Source organism: Gluconacetobacter asukensis, assembly GCF_014174375.1.
In the GTDB taxonomy this organism is placed as follows: Bacteria; Pseudomonadota; Alphaproteobacteria; order Acetobacterales; family Acetobacteraceae; genus Gluconacetobacter; species Gluconacetobacter asukensis.
In genome coordinates this window covers 1-26,481 of the sequence record NZ_JABEQE010000031.1, presented here as the reverse complement: position 1 = coordinate 26,481, position 26,481 = coordinate 1, and the positions used below count along the sequence as shown (strand labels likewise).

Genomic DNA, 26,481 nt, shown 5'->3' with positions numbered 1-26,481 from the left:
CACCGAAACGCGGGGGTCCTACGTGTTCGGTGGGACGCATATCTATACGGGCGACGCGCTGCCGGCGAACGTGGCCATCTGTACCAGGGGATCGCACGAGATATTCCGCGACACCGTCTTTCAGGCCCTGCGCGCGTGATCGGACGCGCCGCGACGCTGGCAATCGCGGTGGCCGCCTTTCTCCTGCCGGCCGCTACATGGGCCGCGCCGGCCTGCACCGTGCAGCGCGGGACAGGCGAGACGGTGATACGCGCGACCATTCTGACGCCGGACCGTATCCTTGCGCCGGGGGAAGTGCGCATCGATCCTGCCGGACGGATCGATTGTGTTGGTGCGCGTTGCGCGGCGTCGTCGTCCGCCACGCGCATCCTTTGTCATGATGCCGTGTTGTCGCCCGGCTTCATCAACACGCACGACCATATCGATTTCGACAATATCGGCCCCCGACCCGATAGCGGCGAGCGCTATGCCCATCGTCATGAGTGGCGCAAGGGGCTGGACGGTCATCGGCAGTTGGAGGATTTCAAGCCCGATCGCGATCCGCTGTCGTTGAGCTGGATCGAACTTCGCTTTCTGGTCGGCGGCACGACCTCGACCGTGGCCGAACGCATGGCGCCCGGCCTGCTGCGCAATCTGGATTTCCGCGACGGGCTGGAGGGGGTTGCCATTACCCCTGCGACCTACATGATTTTTCCCCTTGATGATGCGCCGGGGATCATGCGCACGCAGGATTGCGACTATGGGCCCCATCCTGCCACGCATGATCTGGTCGCCCATGCGGGTGCGTTTCTCGCCCATGTCTCGGAAGGCCGGGATGAGGCGGCCCGCAATGAATTCCGCTGCGAGAGTTCGGAAACATACGATACCAGTCAGCAGGCGGGAGGCGGCGGCACCAGCCATGACTGGATCATGCCGCAGGCCGCGCTGATCCATGCGGTCGCCTTGACCCCGCAGGATCTCGATCTGGTCGCTTCCCGGCAGGCAAGCCTCGTCTGGTCCCCGCGCAGCAACCTGTCCCTGTATGGACGGACGATGGATGTGCTGGCGGCCCGGCAGCGGCACATCACCATCGCCCTGGGGTCGGACTGGCTGCCGTCCGGGTCCATGAACCTGAATCGCGAACTGGCCTGTGCCGTGCAGTATAATCACAGCCATCTGCATGATGCCCTGGGCGATGGGGAACTCTGGCGCATGGTCACGCTCAATGCGGCACGCGTGGCGGGCGCGGAGAAGGAGATCGGCAGTATCGCGGTCGGCAAGCTCGCCGATCTCGTGCTGTTTGCCGACCCCGCGCATCGTGGTGTCCATACCGTCGTGCGCGCCAGGCCGCAGGACGAGATGCTGGTTCTGCGCGGTGGCAAGGTGCTGCTGGGGCGTGGGGATCTGGTCGATCGGCTGCGCCCGTCCTGCGAAGCGATCGATGTACCGGGGGTCTCGCTCAAGCTCTGTCCGGAGCCGGGTCGCGTTTCCGCTGCGGAACTGGAAGCCTATGCCGCGCGCCACGCGCTGTATCCACTGACATTCGACGGAACGCCGCCCGACGAACCGCCCTGCGAGACCGCGCGCTAGATGTTTGGCTGCATTCGCGGCTTCATGCCCCTTGGCCCATGTTTCGTTGAACGGATCGGGGACATCGAGAACGGATGGGTGACTGGAGGGCGTTTCTTGATGTATCATGATCTGTCATGATATGCTGCGGCACTCAACAGGAGAGTGTCGCCATGGCCACCCAGCAGCGTGAGAAATTCGCCACCCAGGTCGATCCGCAGATCCTGCAGGCGGTGCGCGATCTGGCCCGCAGCGAAGGACGGCAACTCCAGGCCCTGGTCGATGAGGCGTTGGCCGACCTGATCGAGAAGCGGAAACGGCAGCGTCCGCGTGCCCATGTCATGGCCGCCTACCAGGCCAGCCATGAGGAATTCGCGCCGCTCTACCGGAAACTGGCCGAGTGACGGACTATCCGACCGTCATCGAGATATTGGCTATCCACGACGATCAGATCGGGCGCTATGGCGGAGCGACGGGCATCCGGGATCAGGGTTTGCTGGAAGCGGCGCTTTTCCGGCCGCAGACCGGTTATTATGCCGATCTGATCGAAGAAGCGGCGGCGCTCTGGGAAAGCCTGTCGCAGAACCATCCCTTCATCGATGGCAACAAGCGCACGGCCTTCGCCGTGACCTGGACCTTCCTGGCCATCAACGGCGCGCGGCTGACGGCCGGCGCTGGTGAGACGGAAGACTTTATTCTCGGCCTCTACGCCGGTGGTACGTTTGATTTCGAGCATTTGAAGCCGTGGCTTCGCAATCATGTCACCACGAGCGCGTCTTGATGGTGTGAAGGCCGATGCGCTGCGCGGCCTCGCTTCCGCCCAACGAACCGCCATGCGAGACTGCGCCGCAGGGCGGTCGTGGCCGTCAGCTTCCGGTCGAGGCGTGGCGGCGGACGGCTGCCTGCCAGTATAGCAGCATGATCGCCAGGAAGGCGAAGCCGGCGGCGGGGGCCAGTGTGGCCGCCATGGGGTGGGGGGAGCGCCCCATGATCGCCAGCATGGGTTCGTAGCTGACGGCGCCCAGCGGGATTCCGTACGTCATGAGCTGGCGGAACCAGCGCGCGTAGAGGTCGAACGGATATTGTCCGGCCTCGACGCCGCCATAGGTCAGGACGTTGACGATCTCCAGGCTTTCGATGGTGCGGAAGGACAGTGCCGCCTGGCCGATCAGCACGCCGAGGAAGAAGGCGACGCCGCCGGCGATGGCCCACAGCATCATCGGCAGGGTGAACGGGAGGGGGCGTACCGGCGTCATGCTCAGGCCCAGCGCCAGGATGGCTGCGCCCTGGGCCAGCCGGGCCAGCGGGCGCAGGCGGAACTGGTGGCCCAGCACTTGCAGCACCGACCAGCGGGGGCGAAGCAGCAGCCGGTCGAAGGCGCCGGTGCGCAGGAACTCGTCCCCGAAGCGCTCGAACCCGTAGCCGATGGTCTCGGTCAGCGCGAACTGGATATTCACCAGCCCGTAGAACAGCGCCACCTGGCCGACGGTCCAGCCGCGCACGGTGCCGAACCGGTGGAACAGCACCCAGATCGCGGCGAAGCCCATGAGGGTGGTGGCCAGGTGGCCGGCCATCTGCATCAGGAAGGCGCCGGGATAGCGCGTCTGGCCGGACAGGGAGGCGCGGGCATAGCGGCGCCAGAGGGCGAATCCGTTCATCCGCCCTGGATCTCCAGCCGGTGCAGGGTCCGGCGCAGGGAAGCGCGGCCGGCCAGGGTCAGGGCCGCGATCCATGCCGCCTGCTGGCCCAGCGCGAGGATTGCCCGGCCGCCATGCAGCGTGCCGAGCCAGAACCGGCAGGGCAGGTCGCCCAGTCCGGCGAAGGGCTGGAGCAGCAGCAGTGTCTGGACCGCGCCGGGGAACAGCGCCAGCGGCAGCAGGTTGCCCGACAGGATCAGGGCCAGCGGGGTGATGACGGCATTGCCGCCGGCGGGCGAAAACGTGCGGACGGTGACGATGTTCAGCAGCACGACGATGCAGGCCGACAGGACCAGCCCCATCAGGATCGACACCGCGAACAGGGCGGCGTCGGGCAGGGAGGGCGGGGGGCGGAGCGCCCAGGCGCCGAGCCCGGTGAGGGGCAGGACCAGGCCGGAGAAGACGACGATCAGCAGGGCGCGGGGGACCAGCCGGCCCAGGATGCGCGCGGTGGCGCGGCAGGACCACCACCACCAGAGGTCGATGGGGCGCAGCAGCTCGTGCGCCACCGCGCCGCTGCGCACCGCATCCGCGATCTCGGGGTCGCAGCCCCAGGGCATCAGGGCCAGCGTGCCCTGCATGATCCAGACATAGGTGACGGTCTGGTGCAGGCTGATCGGTGCCGTGGCGCCGGCTGCGCCATGGGTGCCGTCTGGGGCGCCGCCCTGGGCCCCGTGATAGAAGGCGGCGTAGATCATGATGTTGATCATGCCCCACCAGCATTGGGTCACGAACCCGGCCAGCGCCGCCGCGCGGTAGCGCATGGTGGTCTGCCAGCGGGCGCGGAAGGCGGCCAGGTAGGGGGTTGCGGCGCGGATCATGGAGCGGGCGCGTGGTGTTCGTAGAACCGGCTGATCACGTCCTCGATCGACGGGCGGGTGATCGTGACGTCGGCCAGGGGGGCCGTGCCGGCGGGGCCGCCGGCCTGCGTCAGGAGCTGGATCAGGTCGGGCGCGCCGATGCGCGCGGGGTCGAAATCCAGCGCCAGTGTCTGGCCGGTGGCGGGCAGGCGGGACACGCCTTCCGGCAGGGTGAGGGCGGGGGCCGGGCCGTCGAAGGTCGCGATCAGCCGGCGGCCGGAGAGGGTGGTGGCGCGCAGGGTCTCGAAGGGGCTGTCGGCCAGGACGCGGCCGTCGCCGATGACGATCACCCGCTCGGCCAGGGCCTCGATATCGTGCATGTCGTGGGTGGTCAGCAGGATTGTCGTGCCGTCCTGCTGGTTCAGGTCGCGGATGAAGGCGCGGATGGCCAGTTTGGAGGGGGCGTCCAGCCCGATGGTCGGTTCGTCCAGGATCAGCAAGGGCGGGGCGTGCAGCAGGGCGGCGGCCAGTTCGGCGCGCATGCGCTGGCCCAGCGAGAGCTGGCGCACCGGCTGGTCCAGGAAATCGGCCAGGCGCAGGGTGTCGACCAGGCGGGCCCGGCGTGCGCGATACGGGGCCGGCGGCACGCGGTAGATGTCGCGCAGCAGGGCGAACCCGTCATCGACCGGCAGGTCCCACCAGAGCTGCGAGCGCTGGCCGAACACCACGCCGATGCGCGCGACATGGCGGAGCCGCTGGGCCCACGGCACCAGGCCCCCCCACCGTGACCCGGCCGGACTCCGGCCGCAGGATGCCGGACAGGATCTTGATGACGGTGGATTTACCGGCGCCGTTGGGGCCGATCAGGCCGGTGATGGTGCCGGGTTCGATGGTGAAGGTGACGCCGCGCAGGGCCGCGATGGTGCGCCAGTGGCGGCGGGACGGCAGCCAGGCCGCGAGGCCGGCCCGCGTGCCGGGCGGATGGGTGGCTACGCGATAGGATTTGCGCAGGTCCTCGACGACGATCCGGGCTGGGGAGGGGGACATGGGCTGTTCCGTCGCTGTTCCGTGCAGGGCAGGGTTCGGCCGGAAGGGTGAAGTTTCGCGTGCAATCCGCGTGCGTCCCCTCTATCTACCCCGGTGAATAGAGAAACATCCGTCGGTTCCGACCGTGGCGCAAGGGCGCGCGGGCGGCCGGCATGCCCGTCCGGGGCCCGCGAAGGAAGTCAGGTCACACACGTATGGACATTCGCAATATCGCCATCATCGCTCACGTCGACCATGGCAAGACCACGCTGGTCGACCAGCTTCTGAAGCAGTCCGGTTCGTTCCGCGAGAACCAGCATGTCGCCGAGCGCGCGATGGACAGCAACGACCTGGAGCGCGAGCGCGGCATCACCATTCTGGCCAAGTGCACGTCGGTGGTGTGGAAAGATACCCGCATCAACATCATCGACACGCCGGGCCACGCCGATTTCGGCGGTGAGGTCGAGCGTATCCTGAGCATGGTGGACGGCGCGGTGGTGCTGGTGGATTCCGCCGAGGGCGCGCTGCCGCAGACCAAGTTCGTGGTCGGCAAGGCGCTGGCGCGCGGGCTGAAGCCGATCGTGGTCGTCAACAAGATCGATCGCGGCGATGCCCGCCCGGACGAGGTGCATAACGAGATCTTCGACCTGTTCGCCGCCCTGGGCGCGAATGACGAGCAGCTCGACTTCCCGATGCTGTACGCCTCGGGCCGCCAGGGCTGGGCGGACGAGGAGCTTGAGGGCGCGCGCAAGGACCTCGCCCCGATGTTCGACCTGATCGTGCGCCATGTGCCGGCGCCGAAGGTGGACAAGGAAGCGCCGTTCGCCATGGTCGCCACGATCCTGGAGAACGACAACTTCCTGGGCCGCGTGCTGACCGGCCGCGTCGAGCAGGGCCGCGCGAAGGTGAACATGCCGGTGCGCGTGCTGCGCCCCGACGGCTCGGTGGTCGAGACCGGGCGCCTGACCAAGCTGCTGTCCTTCCGTGGGCTGGATCGGGTGCCGGTGGAAGAGGCCGAGGCCGGTGACATCGTCGCCGTGGCCGGCCTGTCGGAAGCGACCATTCCCGAGACCATTGCCTCGCCGGAAGTGACCGAGCCGCTGAAATCGACCCCGGTCGATCCGCCGACCCTGTCGATGACCTTCCGCCTGAATGACGGCCCGCTGGGCGGCCGCGAGGGCAAGAAGGTGACGTCGCGCCAGATCCGCGACCGGCTGTTCAAGGAGACCGAGGGCAACATCGCCATCCGCGTTTCCGAGAGCCCGGAGAGCGAGGCGTTCGAGGTGGCCGGCCGTGGCGAACTGCAGCTTGGCGTTCTGATCGAGCAGATGCGCCGCGAGGGCTTCGAGCTGACGATCGGCCGTCCGCGCGTGCTGTTCCGCACCAATGAAGAGACCGGCGAGCGCGAAGAGCCGTACGAAGAGGCGCTGATCGACGTCGACGAGCCCTATTCGGGCGTGGTCGTCGAGAAGATGGCCATGCGCAAGGGCCTGATGCAGGACATGCAGCCTTCGGGCGGCGGCAAGGTGCGCCTGACCTTCCTGATCCCGTCGCGCGGGCTGATCGGCTATCACGGCGAGTTCCTGACCGACACGCGCGGCACGGGCATCATGAACCGTCTGTTCTCGGGCTATCAGCCCTGGGCCGGCCCGATCGAGGGGCGCCGCAACGGGTCGCTGATCTCGTCGGAAGATGGGGCGACGACGCAGTATTCGCTGTACTCGCTGCAGGATCGCGGCACGCTGTTCGTCGATGCCGGCGAGAAAGTGTATGTCGGCATGATCATCGGCGAGCATTCGCGCGAGAACGACCTGGAAGTGAACCCGGTCCGCGAGAAGAAGCTGACCAACATCCGCGCCGCCGGCAAGGATGAGGCGCTGCTGCTGACGCCGCCGCGCAAGATGAACCTGGAGCAGGCGATCGCCTATATCGAGGACGATGAGCTGGTCGAGGTGACGCCGTCGGCGGTGCGGATTCGCAAGCGCTATCTGGACCCGCACGAGCGCAAGAAGCGCGACCGCGCGGGCGCCTCGGCCTGATACGGCCGTAACCGTCCGGATGGGTACATCCGGACGGGCTGGCAGGTTTGGGAACAGGGCCGTGGTGGGTCTCTGGCGAGCGGATGTTCGCCGGGGGCTGCCGCGGCCCTTTTTCGTTCTTTCGCCCCCGGGCGATTTTTGGAACATTAAGAAATAATAAAGAAGTGGCGGAGAGTGTGTGAAGCTGGTAGCCGCGCTGGAAGCAGCGGAAATGCTGCCACGCCGATTTCGCGGACCCTCATGTTGCCAGCGACGGAAGGCGGGACCAGAAGAAGATTTTTCCGAAGAGGAAGCTCCCGTGTTTTTCGCCGAGAATTTCGTGTCGCTGCCTGTCGAGGAACAATGGGATTATATCATCGCCCATACGCCGGACGGGATCAGGCACGGGCTCAGCGAAATCGTCAGCCGGCATGGCGAGACCTGCGTCGTCAATTTCTATGAGGCCCTGCTCAAGCGGCCCGATGCGGCGCTCTTCCTGGAACGCGAGACGGTCGAGCGCCGCCTGAGGGGCAGCCTGCTGGCGTGGCTGAAACGGCTGTTCCCTGCGCAGGAGACGGATATCCACGAACTGCGCGCGTTGCAGGAGCGGGTTGGGTCGGTCCATGCGCAGCTCGAAATTTCGCCCAATCTGGTATCGTATGGCTTCTATTTCATAAAGATGAGCCTGACGCTGCTGATCGTCGATTATTTCGACACGAAGGAAGAGCAGCTTCAGGCCTGTGTCTATTGTCAGTCCATGGTCGATTTCGCCATGACCTACATGAACAAGGCCTATAACACCGGCTTTCGGAAGAAGGTGGAGCAGGACCAGTCCTTCAAGCTGTTCTCGCTGGGGCAGGATCTGCATTTCGAGAAGGAAAACCAGAAGGCGACCTTCTTCGACTGGAGCACCCAGGCGCTGTTCTGCCTGTGCGAACAGCGTGTGGGAGAATTGCAGACGATCGGGGAATCGCAGTTCGGCCTGTGGCTGGCCCATAAGGGGCAGACGCTGTTCAGGGGCACCGAGGATTTCGCGCTGCTGCAGGACATGATCGGGGCCATCGACCGGCGCATCGTGGCGGTGCGGGCGGAGGATGGGGTGCCGGCCGGCTTCGCGGCCGAGCTGCGGAACAGCATCAGGGATGTCACGTACCTGACCAACCGGCTGTTCCAGGCGATGGAGGCGCTGCAGAGCGGGCTGGACCCGCTGACCAGGACCCTGACCCGCCGTTTCCTGGATGGGGTGATCCAGAACGAGATCGCCTTTTCCCTGACGCACGACAAGGTCTTCAGCGTCGTTCTTCTCGATATCGATTTCTTCAAGAAGATCAACGATGCCAGGGGGCATCTGGCCGGGGACGAGGCGCTGCGCCATGTCGCCGGCATGATCATGGAGACGGTGCGCGGCAACGATTATGTCTTCCGCTATGGGGGCGAGGAATTCCTGATCGTCCTGACCGAAAGCGCCAGCGCGGAGGCTGCCGCCTGTGCGGAGCGCATCAGGAGCCGGATCGAGAAGAGCGCCATTCCCTGTTCGACGGGAGACACGCTCTCGCTGACGATTTCGGCGGGGATTGCGACCTTTCAGGGCGGGACCAGGATCGGCACGCTGATCGAGCAGGCGGATCGGGCGCTGTACGCGGCCAAGGATGCGGGGCGGAACCGGGTCGAAATCTTCTCCCGCGACGGGTGAGGGGACGGGCGGTGGCCCGCCGCCCGCGCAGACGTAATTCGTAACGATTTTCAGTTTGCGATTGCGTTGCAATTAAGGCAATGTGCCGGACACTGGGCAGTGATTTATGAATTTTAATGCGAGACGGGAGCGGGGCGGCGTGCTAGCAATTGCAGGCACGGTCCGTATGCCGCGTTGTGTCGTCTGCCTGAAGACGGATGCATCCTCCGGTTACGGTTCCGGGTGTTGATTGGGATGACATCCTGATTCTGGAGACATTCAATGATCGTTTCGACACGTCGGTTCCTGGCCGCTCTTTCGACTGTTGCCCTGATGGGCGCCGCCGTTCCGGCCATGGCGCAGGAAGCACCGACCATGCCGGCGGCTCCGTCCGTCCCGGCGGCACCGTCCACCACCGCCCCGGCGGCCCCCGCAGCCCCGAGCACCCCGGAAGCCGCGCCGGCGACCCCGGCGGCTCCGATGACCTCGAGCGAGGCGCCGAAGACCCACAAGCACAAGCATAAGCACAAGAAGAAGACGACGACGGAAGCCAGCCCCTCCAAGTAATCGGGCTGTTTCGTCACGGCGCGGGCCATGGCCCGGCGGCCGGAAGGGAGCGGGGGTGGCTTGGCTGCCCCCGCTTTTTTTGTGCGCTGTTTTTCATGCGCTGTGCGCCGCATGGGACGGAGAGCCTGAGCGGAAACGCGCGCCGGATCGCCACCAGCGCGCGTGCGGTCAGGCAGTGTAGCGGCTGATGGAGAGGTCGAGGTGGGGGATGGCGGGGCGGCGGCCGTCGACCAGGTCGGCCAGGAGCTGGCCGGAGCCGCAGGCCATGGTCCAGCCGAGCGTGCCGTGGCCGGTGTTGAGCCATAGATTGCCGAAGCGGCCCGAGGGGCCGATGACCGGGGTGCCGTCGGGGGTGTTGGGGCGTAGGCCGGTCCAGTAGGTGGCGCGGGTGAGGTCGCCGCCGCCGAACAGGTCGGAGAAGGAGAGTTCCAGCGTGCGGCGGCGGTCGGGGCTGAGGCGCAGGCTGTAGCCGGTCAGCTCGGCGGTGCCGCCGATGCGGATGCGGTCGCCCAGACGGGTCATGGCGACCTTGTAGCTCTCGTCATTGACGGTGGAGGTCGGGGCGCGGGTCTCATCCGTGAGGGGGGCCGTCAGCGAGTAGCCCTTGACCGGGTAGACCGGCAGCCTGATGCCCAGCGGGCGCAGCATCAGCGGCGAATAGCTGCCCAGGGCCAGCACGTAGGCGTTGCCCGTGATGCGGCCGGCGGAGGTGCGGACGCCCATGATCTCGGTGGCGCTGGCGTCCAGCCCCTCGATGCGGGTTTCATATTTGAAGGTGACGCCCAGTTCCTCGGCTTTCTGCGACAGGCGCTGGGTGAACATGTGGGCGTCGCCGGATTCGTCGCCGGGGAGGTACAGGCCGCCCTTCAGCAGGTGGCTGGCATGGGCCAGGCCGGGTTCGCGTGCCACGATCTGCGCTGTGTCGAGCAATTGGTGGGGCACGTTGCTTTCGGTGAGCAGGCGCATGTCATCCTGCGTATGGTCGAGTTGGGCCTGGGTGCGGAAGAGCTGGATCAGGCCCTTCTGGCGGTCGTCATAGGTGATGCCGGTTTCGGCGCGCAGTGCGGTCAGGCAGTCGCGGCTATATTCGGCCACCCGCAGCATGCGGGCCTTGTTGACGTCGTAGGCATGGGCGTTGCAGTTGGCCAGGAGCTGCGTCATCCAGCGCAGCATCGGCAGGTCCAGCCGCGCGCGGATGACCAGCGGGCTGTTCTTCTTCAGCATCCAGCCCAGCGCCTTCAGCGGCAGGCCGGGCATGGCCCAGGGGGTGGAATAGCCGGGCGAGACCTGGCCCGCATTGGCGAAGGAGGTTTCCATCGCGGCGGCGGGCTGGCGGTCGATCACCGTAACCTCGTGGCCCTGTCTGGCCAGGTACCAGGCGGTGGTGACGCCGATGACCCCGGCGCCCATGACGATAACCTTCACCTGTTGTCTCCCTGTGGTGATGCGTCCGCGCGATAGACGCGGTGATAGCGTCTGCCCAGGCCGGTCAGCAGTTCGTAGCCGATGGTGCCGGCGGCTTCGGCGGCGTCTTCCAGCGAATGGTGCGGGCCGATCAGGTCCAGTGCCGTGCCGGGCGCAAGTGGGGTGTCGCCCAGGGTGGTGACGTCGACGGCCAGGCAGTCCATGGAGATGCGGCCGACGATGGGCAGTCTGAGGTCCGGCCGTTCCGGCAGGATGGCGTGGCCGTGGCCGCCGATGGCGCGGGGGAAGCCGTCGCCATAGCCTACGCCCAGGGTCGCGATCCGGCTGGGCCGGTCGGCGATGAAGCCCGCGCCGTAGCCCACCGCCGTTCCGGGGCCGATCTGGCGGGTCTGCACGATGCGCGCCTGGAGGCGGACCACCGGTAGCATCGGGTTTGGTTGGCCTGGGGTGGGGTTGATGCCGTACAGCGCGGCGCCGGGGCGCACCATGTCGAAATGCCAGTCCGCGCCGAGGAACAGGCCGGAGGATGCCGCCAGACTGGCCGGCAGGGCGGGCAGTTGCGCGCGCAGGCGCAGGAAAGTGGTGCGCTGGGCGCGATTGGCGGGATGGGCGGGTTCGTCGGCGCAGGCCAGGTGGCTCATGACCAGAAGGGGGGTGAGGCCGGCCAGCGGCGTGTCTTCGGACAGAAGCGTGGCCACGTCCTCGTCCGACAGGCCGAAGCGGGACATGCCGCTGTCGAGTTGCAGCGCGGCGGGGAGAGGGGTGCCGGCCTGATGGGCCAGGGCGCGCCAGTTTGCGATCTGCTCCAGGCTGTTCAGGACCGGGACCAGCCCGGCTTGCCGCATGGCGGCTTCGGTCCCCGGCATGGGGCCGTTCAGGACGAAGATCGTGCTGTCGGCGCCCAGCAGCGGGCGGATGGCGGCGCCTTCGGCCAGGTGGGCGACGAAGAAGGTCCGGCAGCCGGCGCGGTGCAGCGCCGGAACCACGCGGGCGGCGCCCAGCCCGTAGGCATCGGCCTTGACGGCGGCGGCGCAGGTCACGCCGGGGCCGACACGGTCGCGCAGCCTCCGGTAATTTTCGGCCAGGGCGGCGAGGTCGATGGTCAGGATGCCGCCGGCCGAGGCGGCGGGGGCGTTTGGTTCAGCGTCGACTGGCACGTTTTGGTGGGCTCCCGTCGGGATGGCTGACGATAGACCAATTTCACCCTGGTGCAATGTCGCGGGGGGAAGATGTTCTTTTTTGCAAAAAAGAACCAAAAAACTCTGATTCGTTCAGGAGTTTTGTGCTGGGGACACGCGATGGCCCTGAACGGATCAGAGTCTTTTTGCTTCTTTTTCTTCAGAAAAAGAAGACTTAACCGGGCACGCCCTTGCTGGTGGAATACTCGAAATGCAGAGCCGTATCGGGCCGCACGATCGGGTGGATGGCGTGCGCCGCCATGGCGCCCTCGCTGAAGCCTTGCAGGATCAGTTTCAGCTTGCCGGGGTAGGTGGCGACGTCGCCGATGGCGAAGATTCCGGGGAGCGAGGTTTCGCAGCTTGAGGGGACCACGGGGATAGTACTGCGGATGGAGTCGATGCCCCATTGGGCGATCGGGCCGAGATCGGTCGACAGGCCGAAGAAGGGCAGCAGGCGGTCGGCTTCCAGCACGCGGGTGTCGCCGTCGAGGGTTGCGACCTCGACGCCTTCCAGCTTGCCGTCGGTGCCGTGCAGGCCGTGGAGCTGGTAGGGGACGATCTTCTCGATGCGGCCGGCGGCCACGGCTTCGTCGAACTGGCGCAGGCTTTCCGGTGCGGCGCGGAAACGGTCGCGGCGGTGGACCAGAAAGATCTTCTCGGCTTCGTCCTTGAGGGCCAGGGCCCAGTCGATGGCGGAATCGCCGCCGCCGGCAATCACGATGCGGGTGCCGGTGAAATCGGCGCGGCGGCGCACGTAATATTGCACGGCGCCCGTGGCCTCGAACCCTTCCAGCCCGGCCAGCGGCGGGCGGTTGGGGCCGAAGGCGCCGGCGCCGGCGGCGATGATGACGGCGCGGGTGCTGATGACGTCGCCCTTGTCGGTGCGCAGCGTGAAGGCGCCGCGATGGCCGGCCAGGCCCTCCACCCGGCGGCCCAGCAGGCGGGGCACGGCGAAGGGGGTGATCTGGCGGTCCAGGGCCTCGATCAGCGCCGCGCCTTCGATCGCGGGGTGGGCGGGGATGTCGTAGATCGGCTTTTCCGGATAGAGGGCGGCGCACTGGCCGCCGATGCTGTCGAGCGCGTCGAGCAGGACGCAATCCAGCTTCAGCATGCCGCATTCGAACGCCGCGAACAGGCCGGTGGGGCCGGCGCCGATGATGGCGACATCGGTGGAAAGGGTGGGGGCGTCGGTCATGTCGGTTCCGTGATGCTGCACTGCTGAACGATCAGGGGTTCGGTTGTGCGGTCTGTTTTGGCTGAGTGCAAGATGGCGGATACGGGGGCGGGGAAAACGGGGTCTTGTGCCGCTGCCGAGCCGGCGGGCATCATGAGCGGATGGAACCGCTGACCATCAATCTGCCGAGCCCCGAGGCGACGGGGGACCTGGCGAGGCGGCTGGCCCGTGCCGCGCGGCCGGGCGACGCCATTCTGCTGTCCGGCGTGCTGGGTGCCGGGAAGAGCGTGTTTTCCCGCGCCTTTCTGCGCGCGGCCTGTGGCGATCCGGAGATGGAGGTGCCCAGCCCGACCTTTACGCTGGTGCAGGCTTATGACGCGCCGGTGGCGCCGGTCGCGCATTTCGACCTCTGGCGGCTGGATGGGCCGGGGGGGCTGCACGAGCTGGGCTGGGACGATGCGTGCGAGGGCATCGTGCTGGTGGAATGGCCGGACCGGCTGGGAGCCCTGACGCCGGTGGAAGCGTTGCGGATCGAGCTGCTGGTGACGGGCGAGGAGGCGCGCTCCGCGCGGATTGCGGGGTGGGAGGATCGGCCCGTGTGGGCGGAACTGGCGGCTTGGAGGGTGGCATGAGCATTCCGATGCCGCAGCGGGCGATGCTGTTTGCCGCCGGGGCCGGCAGCCGGATGCGGCCGCTGACCGAGGATACGGCCAAGCCGCTGCTGGCCGTCGATGGGCGGGCCATTCTGGACCATGTGCTGGACCGGCTGGACAAGGCCGGCGTGGCCGAAGTGGTGGTGAATGTGTGCTGGCAGGCCGGGAAGGTGCGCGAGGCGTTGCGCGCCCGTGCCGAGGCCGGGCTGGGGCCGCGTGTGGTCGTGCGGGCCGAGCAGACGCTGCTGGAAAGCGGGGGGAGTGCTGCCGCCGCGTTGCGGGACGGGGCGTTGGGGCCGGAGCCGTTCTTTCTGCTGAATGGCGATTCGCTGTGGCTGAACGGGCCGGTGCCGGCGTTGCGCCGGTTGGCCGCTGCCTTCGACCCGGCGCGGATGGATGCGCTGTTGCTGCTGGCGCGGACCAGCCTGGCGGTGGGGGCGGTCGGGCAGGGGGATTTTGTCTCCGCGCCCGACGGGTTGCTGCGCCGGGCGGTGCGGGGGGCGCTGACGCCTTATGTGTTTGCCGGGGTGCAGTTGGCCACGCCTGCGCTGTTTGCCGAGGCGCCGCCGGGGCCGTTCAGTCTGAACCGGTTGTGGGATGCGGCCATCGCGCGGGGGCGGCTGTTTGGCATCGTGCATGATTCGGTGTGGTGCCATCTGTCTCGGCCGGAGGATCTGGCGGTGGCGACGCGGGCGTTGCGGCTGGCGCGGGAGCCGGATGCGGCTGAACGGGATGCCGCATTGTGAGCGTCATTGCGACGGTTCCGCCGCATGTGCCTTTTCTGGATGAGATTGCCGCCCGCTGGATGGACGGGGTGGGGGGCGATCCGCAGCTTAGCGGTGACGGGCTGATCCTGCTGCCCAGTCGCCGGGCGGCGCGGGCGCTGACCGAGGCGTTTCTGCGCCGGGCCGATGGCAGGCCGCTGCTGCTGCCGCGTATTGCGCCGCTGGGGAGCCTGGACGAGGCGGGGCTGGCGCTGTCGGGGGATATGGCGCTGGATCTGCCGCCCGCCGTGGAGCCGTTGCGGCGGCTGGCGACGTTGGCGCTGCTGATTTTGAAGGCGGGGGATGCGTTCGGGGAGGTTCTGTCGCTGGATCAGGCCTGGCCGCTGGCCCGCGCTTTGGCCGAGCTGATGGACGATGCCGAATGGGCGGAGTGCGATCTGGCCGAGACGCTGCCGCTGGCGGCGGATGGGGATTTTGCCGAACATTGGCGGGAGACGCTGCGGTTTCTGTCGATCGTCACCAGCGTGTGGCCGGCGTGGCTGGCCGAGCAAGGGGTGATGAACCCGGTGGCGCGGCAGGTCGCGCTGCTGCGGGCGCAGGCGGAGCGCTGGCGTGCCGCGCCGGATGCGGAAACCCGTTTGTGGGCCGTGGGGTTTACCGATGCGGTGCCTGCGGTGCGCGCGGTGCTGGATGCCGTGTTGGGGCGGGCCGGCGGGCGGCTGGTGCTGCCCTGGGTGGATCTGTCGCTGGATGAGGAGATCTGGGCGGCGCTGCCGGATGGGCATCCGCAGGCCGGGTTGGCGCGGCTGCTGACCGGGCTGGGGCGGGTGCGTGCGGATCTGGCGGTGTGGGATGGCGGGGCGGATGGGCCGGCCTCCTGCCCCGCCGGGCGGGGTGGGGTGCTGGCGCGGGCTTTGCTGCCGGCGGCGGCGCTGGGCGACTGGCTGCGCGATGAGGGCGTGGTGGCGCTGGATGGGTTGTCGGTGCTACGCGCCGCCGATCAGCAGGAGGAAGCGGCTGCCATTGCGCTGGTGTTGCGGCAGGCGATCGTGACGCCGGGGCGGCGGGCGGCGCTGGTGACGCCTGACCGGGGGCTGGCCGGGCGGGTGGCGGTGGAGCTGGCGCGCTGGGGCGTGGTGGCGGATGACAGTGCGGGCGAGCCGTTGCATGCCACGCCGCCTGCCGTGTTTTTGCGCCTGCTGGCGCGGGCGGCTGCCGGTGGGTTGTCGCCGGTGGCGTTGCTGTCGTTGCTGAAGCATCCGCTGGCGGCCTGCGGGCTGGCGCCGGGGGCGTGTCGTGCCTCGGCGCGGTTGCTGGAGCGGGCGTTGCTGCGGGGGCCGGCGCCTCGGCCGGGGTTCGAGGGGCTGCGCGACCGGTTGGCGGCGGCGCGGGACGATGCGCATGGGGCGCTGGCGGATCGGCCGGATGCGCCGGAGGATCTGGCCGGGTTTGTCGATCGGCTGGAGCGGTGTCTGGGGCCGGTGCTGGGGCTGTGGTCGGCGGAGGCTCGGCCGGTCGTGGACCTGCTGAGCGGATTGATCGAGGCGGCGGAGGCGCTGGCCGCGACCGATGAGACGTCCGGCGCCGACCGGTTGTGGGCGGGGGAGGACGGGAACGCGCTGGGCCAGCATCTGGCGGGGCTGGTGGCGTTCTGTGATGTGTTGCCGGCGCAGCCTGGGCGGGTGCTGGAAGGGTTGCTGACGGCGTCGATGGGCGGGTTGTCCGTGCGGTCGCGGCGTGGGTTGCGGGGGCGGAGCGAGACGGCGCTGCATCCGCGCATCTTTATCTGGGGCCTGATGGAGGCCCGGTTGCAGTCGGTCGAGACCATGGTGCTGGGCGGGCTGGTGGAGAGTGTGTGGCCGCCGGCCACCGATCCGGGCCCGTGGATGAGCCGGCCGATGCGGGCGCGGGTGGGGTTGCCCTCGCCGGAGCGGGCCATTGGGCAGGCGGCGCATGATTTTGTGGCCTGTGCCTGTTCGGCGGGGGAGGTCGTGCTGTCCGTGCCCGGTCGGCGGGATGGGGCGCCGACCGTGCCGGCGCGCTGGCTGGTGCGGCTGGATGCGTTCCTGGCCGGGCGGGGGCAGGCGGTGCCGGCGCATGACGCGCTGTCGTGGCTGATGCGGCTGGATCGGCCGGCGGAGGCGCCGCGGCCGGTGGCGCCGCCGCGGCCTTGTCCGCCGGTGGATCTGCGGCCGCGTAATCTGACGATTACCGAGATCGAGACCTGGATGCGTGATCCGTATGCGATTCATGCGCGGCATATTCTGGGGTTGCGGCGGTTGAAGGAGATCGAGGAGCCGGCGGATGCGGCCGATTACGGCACCATCGTGCATGCGGCCCTGGATCGGTGGTTTCGCCTGTCGCCGGAGATGCGGGGCGGTGAGGCGGGGTTGCGTGGGCTGTTTGCCGAGGCGTTGACGGAAGCGCGGTTGCGGCCGGCGCTGGCGGCGTGGTGGGCGCCGCGTCTGGAGCGGATCGCGGCCTGGGTGGTCGCCACCGAGGCCGCGCGGGCAGCGGGTGAAGGCGCGCCGATCGTGCTGACGCGGACCGAGCAGAGCGGCCGGGCGACGCTGAATGACCTGCCGGGCGGGCCGTTCCTGCTGCGGGGGCGGGCGGATCGGATCGACCGGGACGTGGCGGGGGCGTTGCTGCTGATCGACTACAAGACCGGGACGCTGCCGAACCGCAAGACGGTGCTGGCCGGCTGGTCGTCGCAACTGATGCTGGAGGCGGCGATGGCCGAGCGGGGGGCGTTCGGGCCCGAGCTGGCGGGGCCGGCGCGCGAGCTGGCCTATTGGCGGCTGACCGGGGGGCCGGAGGCGGGGCAGATCCTGCCTTTGGCGGAAGGGGATGCGCTGGCGGAGCTGATCGCGGCGGCGTGGGAGAGCCTGCGCGGGCTGATTGCGATGTATGACGATCCGGGCCAGCCTTATCTGTCGCATCCGCATCCGGGGGAGAGCCCGCGTTTTGCCGATTATGCGCGGTTGGCGCGGGTGGCGGAATGGAGTGCGGCGCGTGATGAGGCGGCGCCATGAATCTGACCCCTCGGGATGCCATTGGGCTGGCGAATGCGCGGCAGGCGGAGGCTTCGGACCCTGAAGCCTCGGTGTTCGTCTCGGCTTCGGCGGGGAGTGGGAAGACCAAGCTGCTGATCGACCGGTTGTTGCGGCTGATGTTGCCGCGTGTCGGGCCGGACGGGGTGACGCTGGCCGGGTCGGACCCGGCGCGGATTCAGTGCCTGACCTTTACCAAGGCGGCGGCGGCGGAAATGGCGATCCGGTTGCAGAACCGGCTGGGGCGGTGGGTGACGCTGTCGGACGCCGAGCTGGACCGTGAACTGGCGGCGCTGTCGGTGCCGGCGGGTGAGGGGGCGCGGCGGGCGGCGCGGGAATTGTTTGCCCGCGTGCTGGATCTGCCGGGGGGGATGCGGATCGGCACCATTCATGCCTTCTGCCAGTCGCTGTTGCGTCGTTTTCCGGTCGAGGCCGCGATCAGCCCGCATTTTACGCTGGTCGAGGATACGGATGCCCGTATTGCGCTGGGCGAGGCGGTGGAAGGCGTGGTCGGCGCGGGTGGGGATGCGGTGACGCTGCTGGCCGGGCAGGTGATGGTCGGGGCCTTTGCGGCTCTGGTGGGCAACCTGCAGACCCAGATGCGGCGGTTGCGGCCGGTGATCGATCGGCTTTCGGTGGATCGGGCCGGGGTCGAGGCCGCGCTGATGCGGGTGCTGGGGGTGCGGAGCCGGGATGAGGCGGCGCTGCGCCATGCGGGCTGCGTGCCGCCGGATGAGGCGGGGCTGCGCGGTGTGTTGCGCGTGGTGGCGGAAGAGGGGCCGCCCGGTGCGCGGCGGACGGCGGCCGCCATGCTCGACTGGCTGGCGTTGCCGCCGGAGGAACGGGCGGCGCGGTGGGGCGTGTGGCGGGCGGCGCTGGTGACCAGCGAGAATGCGCCGCGCAAGCGGGGCGGGCTGAGCGCGAAGTTCGATACCGAGCATGAGGGGGTCTGCGACGCGCTGGTGGCCGAGGCCGAGCGCGTGATTGCCGTGGATGAGGAATGCCGCGCGATTGCCCTGCTGCGGGCGACCATGGCGCTGCTGGATGTCGCGGTGCCGGTGCTGCTGCGCTATGGCGAACGCAAGCGCGGGCAGGGGCTGGTCGATTATGACGATCTGATCGAGCGCACGCTGGATCTTTTGAAAGATCCTGGGGCGGCCTGGGTTTTGTACAAGCTGGATGGCGGTATCGATCATCTGCTGCTGGATGAGGTGCAGGATACCTCGCCCGATCAGTGGGCGATCGCGGGTGGGCTGACGTCGGAGTTCTTTGCCGGGGCGGGTGCGCGGGAGCCGGATGCGGCGCCGCGCACCTTGTTCGCGGTGGGGGATTACAAGCAGTCGATCTATTCGTTCCAGGGGGCCGATCCGGAGGCGTTTCGCCTGTGGCGGGCACGGTTTCGGCGGCGGGTGGAGGAGGCGGGGAGTCCGTGGAAGGAGCCGGCGCTGACGGTTTCGTTCCGGTCCACCGCGCCGGTCTTGAATCTGGTCGATGCGGTCTTTGCCTTGCCCGATGCGGCGCGGGGGCTGGTCGAGCCCGGGGGCGAGGTGCCGGTGCATCTGTCCGCGCGGCCGGGGCAGGGCGGGCGGGTCGAATTGTGGCCGCTGACGCCGGTGGAGGATGATGGGGGGGCGCCCGATCCGTGGCGGGCGCCGCGCGAGAATGCGGGCCAGTCCACGGCCGCGCAGCGGCTGGCGGATACGCTGGCGGCGTGGATCGTGGCCGAGTTGCGCAAGCCGCCCGAGCCGGGGCAGGCGCCGCTGACGCCGGGGGATGTGCTGGTGCTGGTGCCCCGGCGCTCGGCGTTTGTGCGGGCGCTGATCCGGGCGTTGAAGACGCATGATGTGCCGGTGGCCACCCTGGTGCGGACCGGGCTGGTGGACCAGGTGGCGGTGCAGGATTTGATGGCGCTGTGCGATGCGCTGCTGCTGCCGCAGGATGATCTGACGCTGGCCTGTGTGCTGACCTCGCCGCTTGGTGGCGTGTCGGATGACAGTCTGCTGGCGTTGGCGGCCGGGCGGGGGGAGAAGCCGCTGTGGGCGGCGTTGCGGGATCGGCAGGTAGAGCGGCCGGAGTGGCAGGCGGCGTGGACGATGCTGGGGACGCTGTTCCGCCGGGTGGATTATGCCTCGCCCTACGGGTTGCTGTCCGAGGCGCTGGGGCCGCTGGGGGGGCGGGCGCGGCTGCTGGCGCGGCTGGGGCCGGAGGCGGCCGAGCCGGTGGATGAACTGCTGTCGGCCGCTTTGCGCTATGAATCGCTGCATCCGGCCTCGCTTCAGGGGTTTCTGCACTGGCTGCGGGCGTCGCAGGAGAGTGTGAAGCGCGAGCCCGATGCGGCGGCCGACATGGTGCGGGTGATGACCGCCCATGGTGCCAAGGGTTTGCAGGCGCGGCTGGTGATTCTGCCCGACACGGTCGGGGCCGCGAAATTCGATGGCGGCATTGTCTGGGGGCGGGACGAGAAGTCGGGGCTGGAATTGCCGGTGTGGGTGCCGCGTGCCGATATGGGCGTGGGTGTGACCGGCGCCTTGCAGAACACGATCCGCGAGGCGGCGGCGGAGGAATATCATCGGCTGCTGTATGTGGCGCTGACGCGGGCCAGCGACCGGCTGGTGGTGTGTGGCTGGCAGCAGAAGCGCAACGTGGCCGAGGATTGCTGGTACAGCCTCTGCCAGCAGGGGTTCGAGCAGGCGGGGGCGGAGGAACGGCCCTTCGACCTGGGATGGGAGGGCACGCGGCTGGTGCTGGAGGCGCCGGCTGCCGTGGCCTCGACGGAGGTGCGCGCGCCGCGTGCCGAGGCCGTGCCGGCTCCCCTGCCGGGGTGGATGGGGCGGGCGCCCGATTGGGTGGCGACGGCGCCGCCTGTGGAAGCGGCGCTGCTGCGGCCGCTGGTGCCCAGCCGGCCGGACGATGCGCCGCTGGGGCCGCAGCCGGCCGTGCGCTCGCCGCTGGCCATTGCGCAGGCCCGGCGGCCGGCGGCACGGGAGCAGGCGTTGCGGCGCGGTGAGATCGTGCATGCGCTGCTGCAATATCTGCCCGATCATCCGCCCGCGCGGCGGCGGGATGTGGCGCTGGCCTGGCTGGCGCGGCCGGGCAATGGGCTGGATGCGGCGGAGCAGGCACGGATTGCCGGGCAGGTGCTGGCGGTGATGGACGAGCCGGCGCTGGCGCCGCTGTTCGGGCCCGGCAGCCGGGCGGAGCAGCCGGTGGCCGGTGTGGCCGGGGGCAGCGTGATCGTGGGGCAGGTGGACCGGATGGTGGTGTGCCCCGACGCGGTGCTGCTATGCGATTTCAAGACCAACCGCCTGCCGCCGAAGGATGTGGAATCGACATCGGTGCTGTATCTGCGCCAGATGGCGTCGTACAGGGCCCTGATGGCAGCCCTCTATCCTGATCGGCCGGTTCGATGCACCCTTGTCTGGACCGAGGAGGTCCGGATCATGGCGTTGCCCGATTCGCTGCTGGCGCGGCATGCGCCGGGCGCCGTGCCGGACGGAGCGTAACTTGAATCCCGGTGGTCCGGCGCCATGTGCAGGCAGAGGGCCGCCAACGAAGCCCGAGGAGTGATGTGATGAGCGAGAACACCGTGGCCGTCAGCGACGCCACTTTCGAAAGCGATGTGCTGAAGGCCGAAGGGCCGGTGCTGGTCGATTTCTGGGCCGAATGGTGCGGCCCGTGCAAGATGATCGCCCCCGCGCTGGAAGAGATCGGCGCCGAGTTCAAGGGCCAGCTGACGGTTGCGAAGGTGAATATCGACGACAACCCGAGCACGCCCAATACCTATGCCGTGCGCGGCATTCCGACGCTGATCCTGTTCAAGGACGGCAAGCCGGCGGCCACCAAGGTCGGTGCGCTGCCGAAGAGCCAGCTCAAGGAATGGGTCAAGAGCAGCATTTGAGGCTTTGACCGGCGGGGAGATTGGGGCTCTGCCCCAAACCCCGCCAAAGGCCGGGGGCCTTTGGAAACCGATTCGTTATTCTTTTGCCTGTGGGCGTGTGGTTACCAGGGGGCGCGGCCTGTGTTCTGGGCGCGGCGATAGCCGACGAGGACGACCACGACGACGATCGCGATCATGATCGGCAGGGGAACGTGGCGCATGATCCGGTAGAGGGTCGAATAAAGCATTACGTTGTACATCGTGTGGACGAAGCGGCCGGCGAACGCGTGGGACGCGGCGTGGCCGGCATAGCTCGACGCATGAAAGAGCGTATTTGCGGCGGAATGAAAGCGCATCGTCATCTCCCTGGCGGGAGACATCATAGCATGAATGCGTGATTGCCTGCCTCAGGCGGACCAGCTTGTGGGAATGGCGTGGCAATGGGCCAGCCCGGCGCGGAAGCCGGGGCTGCACAGGGCGGCGAGTTCGCCCTGGTGGTCGTAGGTCGGCATCAGCCGTTCCAGCAGGGCATTCTTGGCCGTGGCCGGGTGGAAATAGATCTCCGACAGGCCTTCGGGCAGGTGGGCGGCCAGGGCGGCGACGCGGTCGGCGGTCATGTGGCCGCTCCACGCGATGCCGAAGCACCAGTCATTGGTGCGCAGGCCGGCCTTGCGGGCTTGGTGGCGCAGTACGTTTGTCCAGCGGCGCAGGGCGGCCGAGCCCATCGAATCGTTGTAGGTGCCGGCCGCGATCAGCGGTTCGGGCGGCTCCAGGGGGACGCGGACGGCCTGGAGGCCGTGGCGCAGGCCGCTTTCGATCAGATATTTGCCCACCGTGGGGTGGAGGTGCATGTGCTTGTGGGCGTTGGCGTGGTCCAGCCGCAGGCCGGTGCGGGCGAAGGCGGCGAACTGGGCCTCGATTTCCGCGGCCAGTTGCAGGCGGACGTCGGGGCGGAAGAAATAGCGGATGCCGAGATCGAGCTGGTCGGAGGGGAATTGGCCCTCTGCATTCACCAGGAGCGGGATTTCGGAGGGGGGGAGGACCGCCGGCCCTTCGATGACCACCAGGTGCAGGCCGACATTGAGGCCGGGCAGGCGGCGGGCCCGCGCGATGGCGTCCTCGGCCGCCGGGCCGGCCACCATCAGGCTGGCGGTGGAGAGCAGCCCGTCACGATGGGCGATCTCGATGGCTTCGTTGGCTTCCTCCGACAGACCGAAATCGTCGGCGGAGATGATCACGTGCTTCATGGTGTGACCCGGGAGGCGCTTTGAGATTGAAGCAGAGCCAGGGCGCTGCCCTGGACCCGGCAGGGCCTGAGGCCCTGCACCCCACGAATGGGTTTCCAAAGGGCGACTGCCCTTTGGTGGGTCAAGGGCAAAGCCCTTGGATTACGCGGCGCGGCGATCCTTCAGGAACTGGAAGAACTCGACGCCTTCGCGCAGGCGACGCTTCATCATCTGCGGGCTGCGCACCATCTCGTTGACGATGGAGGCGATCTTCGGGACGCGGAAATAGAATTTCCGGTAGAATTCCTCGACGCCGTTGAAGATTTCGCTGTGCGACAGGTGGGGATAGTGCAGCGGGGCCATCTGCACGCCGTTCTCGTCGATCAGCTCGGCATTGCTCTCGTCCAGCCAGCCATTCTCGGTCGCCTGCTTGTGCAGGAAGGTGCCGGGATAGGGGGCGGCGAGGGAGACCTGGAGCGTGTGGGGATTGATCTCGGTGGCGAACCTGATCGTCTCCTGGATCGTCTCCCGCGTCTCGCCCGGCAGGCCGAGGATGAAGGTGCCGTGGATCTTGATGCCCAGCTCGTGGCAGTTCCTGGTGAACTCGCGCGCGGTTTCGACGCGCATGCCCTTCTTGATGTTGTGCAGGATCTGCTGGTTGCCGCTTTCATAGCCGACCAGCAGCAGGCGCAGGCCGTTGGCCTTCAGCACTTCCAGCGTCTTGCGCGGCACGTTGGCCTTGGCGTTGCACGACCAGGTGACGCCCAGCTTGCCGAGTTCCTTGGCGATGGCTTCGGCGCGGGGCAGGTCGTCGGTGAAGGTGTCGTCGTCGAAGAAGAATTCCTTCACCTGCGGGAAATACTGCTTCGCCAGCCGGATTTCGGCCGCCACATGCTCGGGGCTGCGGGTGCGGTAGTGATGGCCGCCGACCGTCTGCGGCCACAGGCAGAAGGTGCAGCGCGATTTGCAGCCGCGGCCGGTGTAGATCGAGATATACGGGTGCATCAGGTACCCGATGAAATAATCCTCGATCTTGAGGTCGCGCTTGTAGACCTCGGTCACGAACGGCAGGCTGTCCATGTTCTCGATGATCGCGCGGTCGCGGTTATGGACGATTTCGCCGGCTTCGTTGCGCCAGGAGATGCCGTCGACATCCGCGAAGTCGCGGCCTTCGGCGATTTCCTTGATCGTGAAATCGAATTCGTTGCGGGCGACGAAATCGACCGGCGGGGCTTTCAGCAGGCTTTCTTCCGCCTGGACCGCGACCTTGGCGCCGACCATGCCGATCTTGAGCTTGGGATTCTCGTCCTTGAGCATCTGCGCCACCTTTACGTCCGACGCGAAGGACGGGGTGGAGGTGTGCATGATGACCAGGTCGCGATTGCGCACGTCTTCGAGAATCGGCTCCATGCCCATCCGTGCCGGGGGGGCGTCGATCAGGCGGCTGCCTTCGACCAGGGCGGCGGGCTGGGCCAGCCAGGTGGGGTACCAGAACGACCGGATCTCGCGCTTTGCCTGGTAGCGGGAGCCGGCGCCGCCGTCGAACCCGTCGAAGGAGGGGGGCTGCAGGAACAAGGTTCTCAACATGGTCATGGTACGCTGATCCTCGGACGTGGGGAGAGTGGGCCCGGCACGGCCGTTTTCCCGGTCTGTCTGTTGATGTCGTGGCGGGCGCTTATTCGCCCGGCACGACCGGATGGGTAGGTGGCGCTATAGCCGAATGTGGTGTGATATGCATCGTCTGTCCACGCCAGGCAACGCGGGTGCCGCTGACGCTGCCCACCATGATGGCGGCGGACAGCCAGTCGCGTGCCGGGAGCAGCAGCAGCGGAAGAAGGCTGCGCTGGGCCAGCAGCCGGTCGGTGAAGAAGGCGCAGACCGCCCGGACAGCCCAGACGGTGAGGAAGACCCACCATGTCCATTGCGCATGGGGACAGAGCAGGACGCTGACCCCGGCCCAGAACAGCGGGAGCTGGATGGCCGACGCGGCATAGCCCGCCGGTTCCAGCGTTTTGACGGTGCGGCCCCAGCGCAGCTCGTGCGTCAGCACGTCGCCGAATCCGGCCTCGCCCACCGTGGTCCAGGTCATGCACGGCGCGATGGCGATATGCAGCCCGCGCTCGCGCACCAGGCGGCCCAGCACGGCGTCGTCGGCGACGTGGGGGACCAGGGCCTGCAGGCCGCCCACGGCCTCCAGCGTCTCGCGCCGCAGGGCCATGGTGGCGCCCAGGCAGTCCTGCCGGCCCAGATAGCGCGACAGCATGACGCCGGGCAGGAAATTATGGTTGATCTGGCAGGCGGCCAGCAGGCGGGGCAGGCTGTGCGTGGCCGGCAGGCCCGCATAGAGCGTGGTGGCCAGCCCCACGCCGGGCTGCGCCAGCGCGTGGACGACATGGCGCAGATAGTCCGGCGCCACATGGATGTCCGAATCGGAAATGACCAGCAGATCGTGCCGCGCGCGCGGCAGCATGTTGATCAGGTTGCCGATCTTGCGATTGACCCCGTGCATGGTCGGGTCGACCACGAGGTCGATGTCCAGCGTGGGGTGGCGCTGGCGCAGGCGGCGGACGATCGCGATGGCCGGATCGCCGGCATCCTGGACGCCGAAGACGATCTGGAAATGCGGGTAATCCTGGGTGCAGAAGCTTTCCAGCGCCTCTTCCAGCAGCGGCTCGTCGCCGTGCAGGGGCTTGAGGATCGTGACGGGCGGGGGCGAGCCGCCCGGGGGGACCCGTTCCTCGCGCCAGCGGAAGCGCGCCAGCAGCCCGGTGCCAAGCCCGGCCTGCACGCAGCCGGCCGCCGCGAGCAGGGCGGCGACACCGGCGGGAGAGGCGAGGGCATGCAAGGCGGGCATCAGTGTTCCGGCAAGGGTGGGGCGTGGTCGGGCGGGGCGAGGATCAGTCCTCGGAGAACGCCCGGACCTTTTTCTGTAGCAGGGCGATGAGGTTCTGGACATTCCCAGATGAAAGCGTCGCGCTGAAATCGGACCTCTGGGCTGCGACCTGGCTGATATGCGCGTTCAGCAGCACGTCCACGATCCGCCAGCCCTGCGGGCCGGAACGCATGACATAGTCGATCTCGGTGCCGTCGGTATCCTCGGCCGAGCCGATATGGGTGGTCACGATCTGGTCGCTGCCGACCGGGGAGGGGCGGGGCGTGGGATCGATGGTGAAGCGCGCGTCGCCGCCCGGCTTGAAGCTGGAGACGTAGCGGGCCACCGTGAACTGGCGGAACACGTCGCGAAGCTGCTGCTTGTCGGCATCGCTGAAGCCGGCATAGCGCAGGCCCACCGAGGCGCGCAGCACGGTTTCCAGATCATAGACCTTGTCCACCACCGGGCCCAGAATCTGCGTCCGCTGCGCGAAACTGCCGCTGTTGCGGGCCTGGACCTGGCCCAGGCCGGCATAGAGCGCGCTGACGGGCCCCGTGACGGCCGCCGCCGGGGCCGACTGGGCCAGTGCCGGGCGGGCGGACAGCAGCGGGAGGGCCACCGGGGCGGCCGCGAGGGCGGTGCCGAGCGCGAGGGAGAGAGAAAGGGAGCGGGGGAAGGTCATACGTCGCATAACAATCATGCTTTCGGTCCGATCGTCGCCTTTAGCAGGGGTTGGGTGCTCTGTTCGAGCCCCAATGCGTGCAGGGCGGTGGCTGCGATGGCGGTGGCGTCGAGCCCGGCCTCGCGATACTGGGCGTCCTGGGTGTTGTGGTCGATGAAACGATCCGGCAGCGTCATTGGGCGGAAGCGGACGCTGTCGAGCAGGCCGGTGCGCGCCAGATGGTGCATGACATAGGCACCGAATCCGCCTTCCGCACCTTCCTCGATGGTGATCAGCACCGCGTGGTTG

General features: G+C 68.3%; 24 protein-coding genes. 11 read left to right on the top strand and 13 right to left on the bottom strand.

Annotated elements, in window-relative coordinates; all coding sequences use genetic code 11:
- Window positions 1–135: 135 nt before the first annotated feature.
- From HLH35_RS20355 to HLH35_RS19025, 3 genes are all read left to right on the top strand, one after another.
- Window positions 136–1,569, top strand: a complete 1,434-nt coding sequence (locus HLH35_RS20355) for an amidohydrolase family protein (RefSeq protein ID WP_182980642.1) — start codon at window positions 136–138, stop codon at window positions 1,567–1,569.
- A gap of 152 nt (window positions 1,570–1,721) precedes the next feature.
- Window positions 1,722–1,952 (top strand): hypothetical protein, encoded by a 231-nt coding sequence (locus HLH35_RS19030; RefSeq protein WP_182980641.1) that lies wholly within the window; start codon window positions 1,722–1,724, stop codon window positions 1,950–1,952.
- Window positions 1,949–2,329 (top strand): type II toxin-antitoxin system death-on-curing family toxin, encoded by a 381-nt coding sequence (locus tag HLH35_RS19025; protein ID WP_182980640.1) that lies wholly within the window; start codon window positions 1,949–1,951, stop codon window positions 2,327–2,329. Before HLH35_RS19030 ends, HLH35_RS19025 begins: the two co-directional genes overlap by 4 nt.
- An 85-nt stretch (window positions 2,330–2,414) precedes the next feature.
- On the opposite strand, the gene HLH35_RS19020 is transcribed toward HLH35_RS19025, so the two are convergent.
- Genes HLH35_RS19020 through HLH35_RS20275 form a run of 4 tightly spaced genes read right to left on the bottom strand, consistent with a single transcriptional unit; the run spans window position 2,415 to window position 5,092 of the window.
- Window positions 2,415–3,206 (bottom strand): ABC transporter permease, encoded by a 792-nt coding sequence (locus HLH35_RS19020; RefSeq protein WP_182980639.1) that lies wholly within the window; start codon window positions 3,204–3,206, stop codon window positions 2,415–2,417.
- On the bottom strand, window positions 3,203–4,066 hold the full coding sequence (locus HLH35_RS19015; protein WP_182980638.1) for an ABC transporter permease: 864 nt from the start codon (window positions 4,064–4,066) through the stop codon (window positions 3,203–3,205). Before HLH35_RS19015 ends, HLH35_RS19020 begins: the two co-directional genes overlap by 4 nt.
- Window positions 4,063–4,815, bottom strand: coding sequence for an ATP-binding cassette domain-containing protein (locus HLH35_RS19010; protein WP_338029401.1), 753 nt, complete (start codon window positions 4,813–4,815; stop codon window positions 4,063–4,065). The genes HLH35_RS19015 and HLH35_RS19010 overlap by 4 nt, the downstream gene beginning before the upstream one ends.
- Window positions 4,724–5,092 (bottom strand): ATP-binding cassette domain-containing protein, encoded by a 369-nt coding sequence (locus tag HLH35_RS20275; protein WP_275944265.1) that lies wholly within the window; start codon window positions 5,090–5,092, stop codon window positions 4,724–4,726. Before HLH35_RS20275 ends, HLH35_RS19010 begins: the two co-directional genes overlap by 92 nt.
- A 194-nt stretch (window positions 5,093–5,286) precedes the next feature.
- On the opposite strand from HLH35_RS20275, the gene typA reads away from it, so the two are divergent.
- From typA to HLH35_RS18995, 3 genes are all read left to right on the top strand, one after another.
- The gene (gene typA, locus HLH35_RS19005; RefSeq protein ID WP_182980637.1) at window positions 5,287–7,110 is read left to right on the top strand and encodes a translational GTPase TypA; all 1,824 of its coding nucleotides are present in this window, start codon (window positions 5,287–5,289) and stop codon (window positions 7,108–7,110) included.
- A 298-nt stretch (window positions 7,111–7,408) separates the two neighbouring features.
- On the top strand, window positions 7,409–8,782 hold the full coding sequence (locus tag HLH35_RS19000; RefSeq protein ID WP_182980636.1) for a diguanylate cyclase: 1,374 nt from the start codon (window positions 7,409–7,411) through the stop codon (window positions 8,780–8,782).
- 261 nt (window positions 8,783–9,043) lie between these two features.
- The gene (locus HLH35_RS18995; protein ID WP_182968693.1) at window positions 9,044–9,328 is read left to right on the top strand and encodes a hypothetical protein; all 285 of its coding nucleotides are present in this window, start codon (window positions 9,044–9,046) and stop codon (window positions 9,326–9,328) included.
- A gap of 168 nt (window positions 9,329–9,496) precedes the next feature.
- Here the strand turns inward: HLH35_RS18995 and HLH35_RS18990 are convergent, their stop codons facing one another.
- The 3 genes from HLH35_RS18990 to HLH35_RS18980 form a co-directional block, all read right to left on the bottom strand.
- Window positions 9,497–10,753, bottom strand: coding sequence for a D-amino acid dehydrogenase (locus HLH35_RS18990; protein WP_182980635.1), 1,257 nt, complete (start codon window positions 10,751–10,753; stop codon window positions 9,497–9,499).
- The gene (gene alr, locus HLH35_RS18985) at window positions 10,750–11,910 is read right to left on the bottom strand and encodes an alanine racemase (RefSeq protein WP_338029400.1); all 1,161 of its coding nucleotides are present in this window, start codon (window positions 11,908–11,910) and stop codon (window positions 10,750–10,752) included. The genes HLH35_RS18990 and alr overlap by 4 nt, the downstream gene beginning before the upstream one ends.
- A 196-nt stretch (window positions 11,911–12,106) precedes the next feature.
- Window positions 12,107–13,126, bottom strand: coding sequence for an NAD(P)/FAD-dependent oxidoreductase (locus tag HLH35_RS18980; protein WP_182980634.1), 1,020 nt, complete (start codon window positions 13,124–13,126; stop codon window positions 12,107–12,109).
- A gap of 140 nt (window positions 13,127–13,266) precedes the next feature.
- Here HLH35_RS18980 and tsaE point away from each other — a divergent pair, with 140 nt between their 5' ends.
- From tsaE to trxA, 5 genes are all read left to right on the top strand, one after another.
- Window positions 13,267–13,737 carry a tRNA (adenosine(37)-N6)-threonylcarbamoyltransferase complex ATPase subunit type 1 TsaE gene (tsaE, locus tag HLH35_RS18975; protein ID WP_182980645.1) on the top strand — a complete coding sequence of 157 codons (471 nt, stop codon included), beginning with the start codon at window positions 13,267–13,269 and terminating at the stop codon, window positions 13,735–13,737.
- The gene (locus HLH35_RS18970; protein WP_182980633.1) at window positions 13,734–14,504 is read left to right on the top strand and encodes a nucleotidyltransferase family protein; all 771 of its coding nucleotides are present in this window, start codon (window positions 13,734–13,736) and stop codon (window positions 14,502–14,504) included. The genes tsaE and HLH35_RS18970 overlap by 4 nt, the downstream gene beginning before the upstream one ends.
- Complete coding sequence (gene addB, locus HLH35_RS18965; protein ID WP_182980632.1) at window positions 14,501–17,518, top strand: double-strand break repair protein AddB; 3,018 nt, start codon at window positions 14,501–14,503, stop codon at window positions 17,516–17,518. The genes HLH35_RS18970 and addB overlap by 4 nt, the downstream gene beginning before the upstream one ends.
- A complete protein-coding gene (gene addA, locus HLH35_RS18960) occupies window positions 17,515–21,039 on the top strand; it encodes a double-strand break repair helicase AddA (RefSeq protein WP_182980631.1) in 3,525 nt (1,174 codons plus the stop codon). Before addB ends, addA begins: the two co-directional genes overlap by 4 nt.
- A 68-nt stretch (window positions 21,040–21,107) precedes the next feature.
- Window positions 21,108–21,434, top strand: coding sequence for a thioredoxin TrxA (gene trxA, locus HLH35_RS18955; protein ID WP_182980630.1), 327 nt, complete (start codon window positions 21,108–21,110; stop codon window positions 21,432–21,434).
- 101 nt (window positions 21,435–21,535) lie between these two features.
- Here the strand turns inward: trxA and HLH35_RS18950 are convergent, their stop codons facing one another.
- From HLH35_RS18950 to HLH35_RS18925, 6 genes are all read right to left on the bottom strand, one after another.
- The gene (locus HLH35_RS18950) at window positions 21,536–21,769 is read right to left on the bottom strand and encodes a hypothetical protein (protein ID WP_182980629.1); all 234 of its coding nucleotides are present in this window, start codon (window positions 21,767–21,769) and stop codon (window positions 21,536–21,538) included.
- Between the two features lie 51 nt (window positions 21,770–21,820).
- Complete coding sequence (gene hpnK, locus HLH35_RS18945) at window positions 21,821–22,660, bottom strand: hopanoid biosynthesis-associated protein HpnK (protein ID WP_182980628.1); 840 nt, start codon at window positions 22,658–22,660, stop codon at window positions 21,821–21,823.
- A gap of 141 nt (window positions 22,661–22,801) precedes the next feature.
- Window positions 22,802–24,226, bottom strand: a complete 1,425-nt coding sequence (hpnJ, locus tag HLH35_RS18940; RefSeq protein ID WP_182980644.1) for a hopanoid biosynthesis associated radical SAM protein HpnJ — start codon at window positions 24,224–24,226, stop codon at window positions 22,802–22,804.
- An 88-nt stretch (window positions 24,227–24,314) separates the two neighbouring features.
- Window positions 24,315–25,493, bottom strand: a complete 1,179-nt coding sequence (gene hpnI, locus HLH35_RS18935; protein ID WP_182980627.1) for a bacteriohopanetetrol glucosamine biosynthesis glycosyltransferase HpnI — start codon at window positions 25,491–25,493, stop codon at window positions 24,315–24,317.
- 43 nt (window positions 25,494–25,536) lie between these two features.
- Window positions 25,537–26,211 (bottom strand): ABC transporter substrate-binding protein, encoded by a 675-nt coding sequence (locus HLH35_RS18930; protein WP_182980626.1) that lies wholly within the window; start codon window positions 26,209–26,211, stop codon window positions 25,537–25,539.
- The coding region (locus tag HLH35_RS18925) for a transketolase C-terminal domain-containing protein (protein WP_275944264.1) at window positions 26,208–26,481 on the bottom strand (274 nt) is incomplete at its 5' end. The genes HLH35_RS18930 and HLH35_RS18925, both read right to left, overlap by 4 nt.

What these genes read in the sequence shown, in the direction of transcription:
- HLH35_RS19030 (WP_182980641.1), top strand. Translation starts at nt 1,722, where the DNA reads ATGGCCACCCAGCAGCGTGAGAAATTCGCCACCCAGGTCGATCCGCAG.
- HLH35_RS19020 (WP_182980639.1), bottom strand. Translation starts at nt 3,206, where the DNA reads ATGAACGGATTCGCCCTCTGGCGCCGCTATGCCCGCGCCTCCCTGTCC.
- HLH35_RS19015 (WP_182980638.1), bottom strand. Translation starts at nt 4,066, where the DNA reads ATGATCCGCGCCGCAACCCCCTACCTGGCCGCCTTCCGCGCCCGCTGG.
- HLH35_RS20275 (WP_275944265.1), bottom strand. Translation starts at nt 5,092, where the DNA reads ATGTCCCCCTCCCCAGCCCGGATCGTCGTCGAGGACCTGCGCAAATCC.
- typA (WP_182980637.1), top strand. Translation starts at nt 5,287, where the DNA reads ATGGACATTCGCAATATCGCCATCATCGCTCACGTCGACCATGGCAAG.
- HLH35_RS18995 (WP_182968693.1), top strand. Translation starts at nt 9,044, where the DNA reads ATGATCGTTTCGACACGTCGGTTCCTGGCCGCTCTTTCGACTGTTGCC.
- HLH35_RS18980 (WP_182980634.1), bottom strand. Translation starts at nt 13,126, where the DNA reads ATGACCGACGCCCCCACCCTTTCCACCGATGTCGCCATCATCGGCGCC.
- tsaE (WP_182980645.1), top strand. Translation starts at nt 13,267, where the DNA reads ATGGAACCGCTGACCATCAATCTGCCGAGCCCCGAGGCGACGGGGGAC.
- HLH35_RS18970 (WP_182980633.1), top strand. Translation starts at nt 13,734, where the DNA reads ATGAGCATTCCGATGCCGCAGCGGGCGATGCTGTTTGCCGCCGGGGCC.
- addA (WP_182980631.1), top strand. Translation starts at nt 17,515, where the DNA reads ATGAATCTGACCCCTCGGGATGCCATTGGGCTGGCGAATGCGCGGCAG.
- trxA (WP_182980630.1), top strand. Translation starts at nt 21,108, where the DNA reads ATGAGCGAGAACACCGTGGCCGTCAGCGACGCCACTTTCGAAAGCGAT.
- HLH35_RS18950 (WP_182980629.1), bottom strand. Translation starts at nt 21,769, where the DNA reads ATGCGCTTTCATTCCGCCGCAAATACGCTCTTTCATGCGTCGAGCTAT.
- hpnK (WP_182980628.1), bottom strand. Translation starts at nt 22,660, where the DNA reads ATGAAGCACGTGATCATCTCCGCCGACGATTTCGGTCTGTCGGAGGAA.
- hpnJ (WP_182980644.1), bottom strand. Translation starts at nt 24,226, where the DNA reads ATGTTGAGAACCTTGTTCCTGCAGCCCCCCTCCTTCGACGGGTTCGAC.
- hpnI (WP_182980627.1), bottom strand. Translation starts at nt 25,493, where the DNA reads ATGCCCGCCTTGCATGCCCTCGCCTCTCCCGCCGGTGTCGCCGCCCTG.
- HLH35_RS18930 (WP_182980626.1), bottom strand. Translation starts at nt 26,211, where the DNA reads ATGATTGTTATGCGACGTATGACCTTCCCCCGCTCCCTTTCTCTCTCC.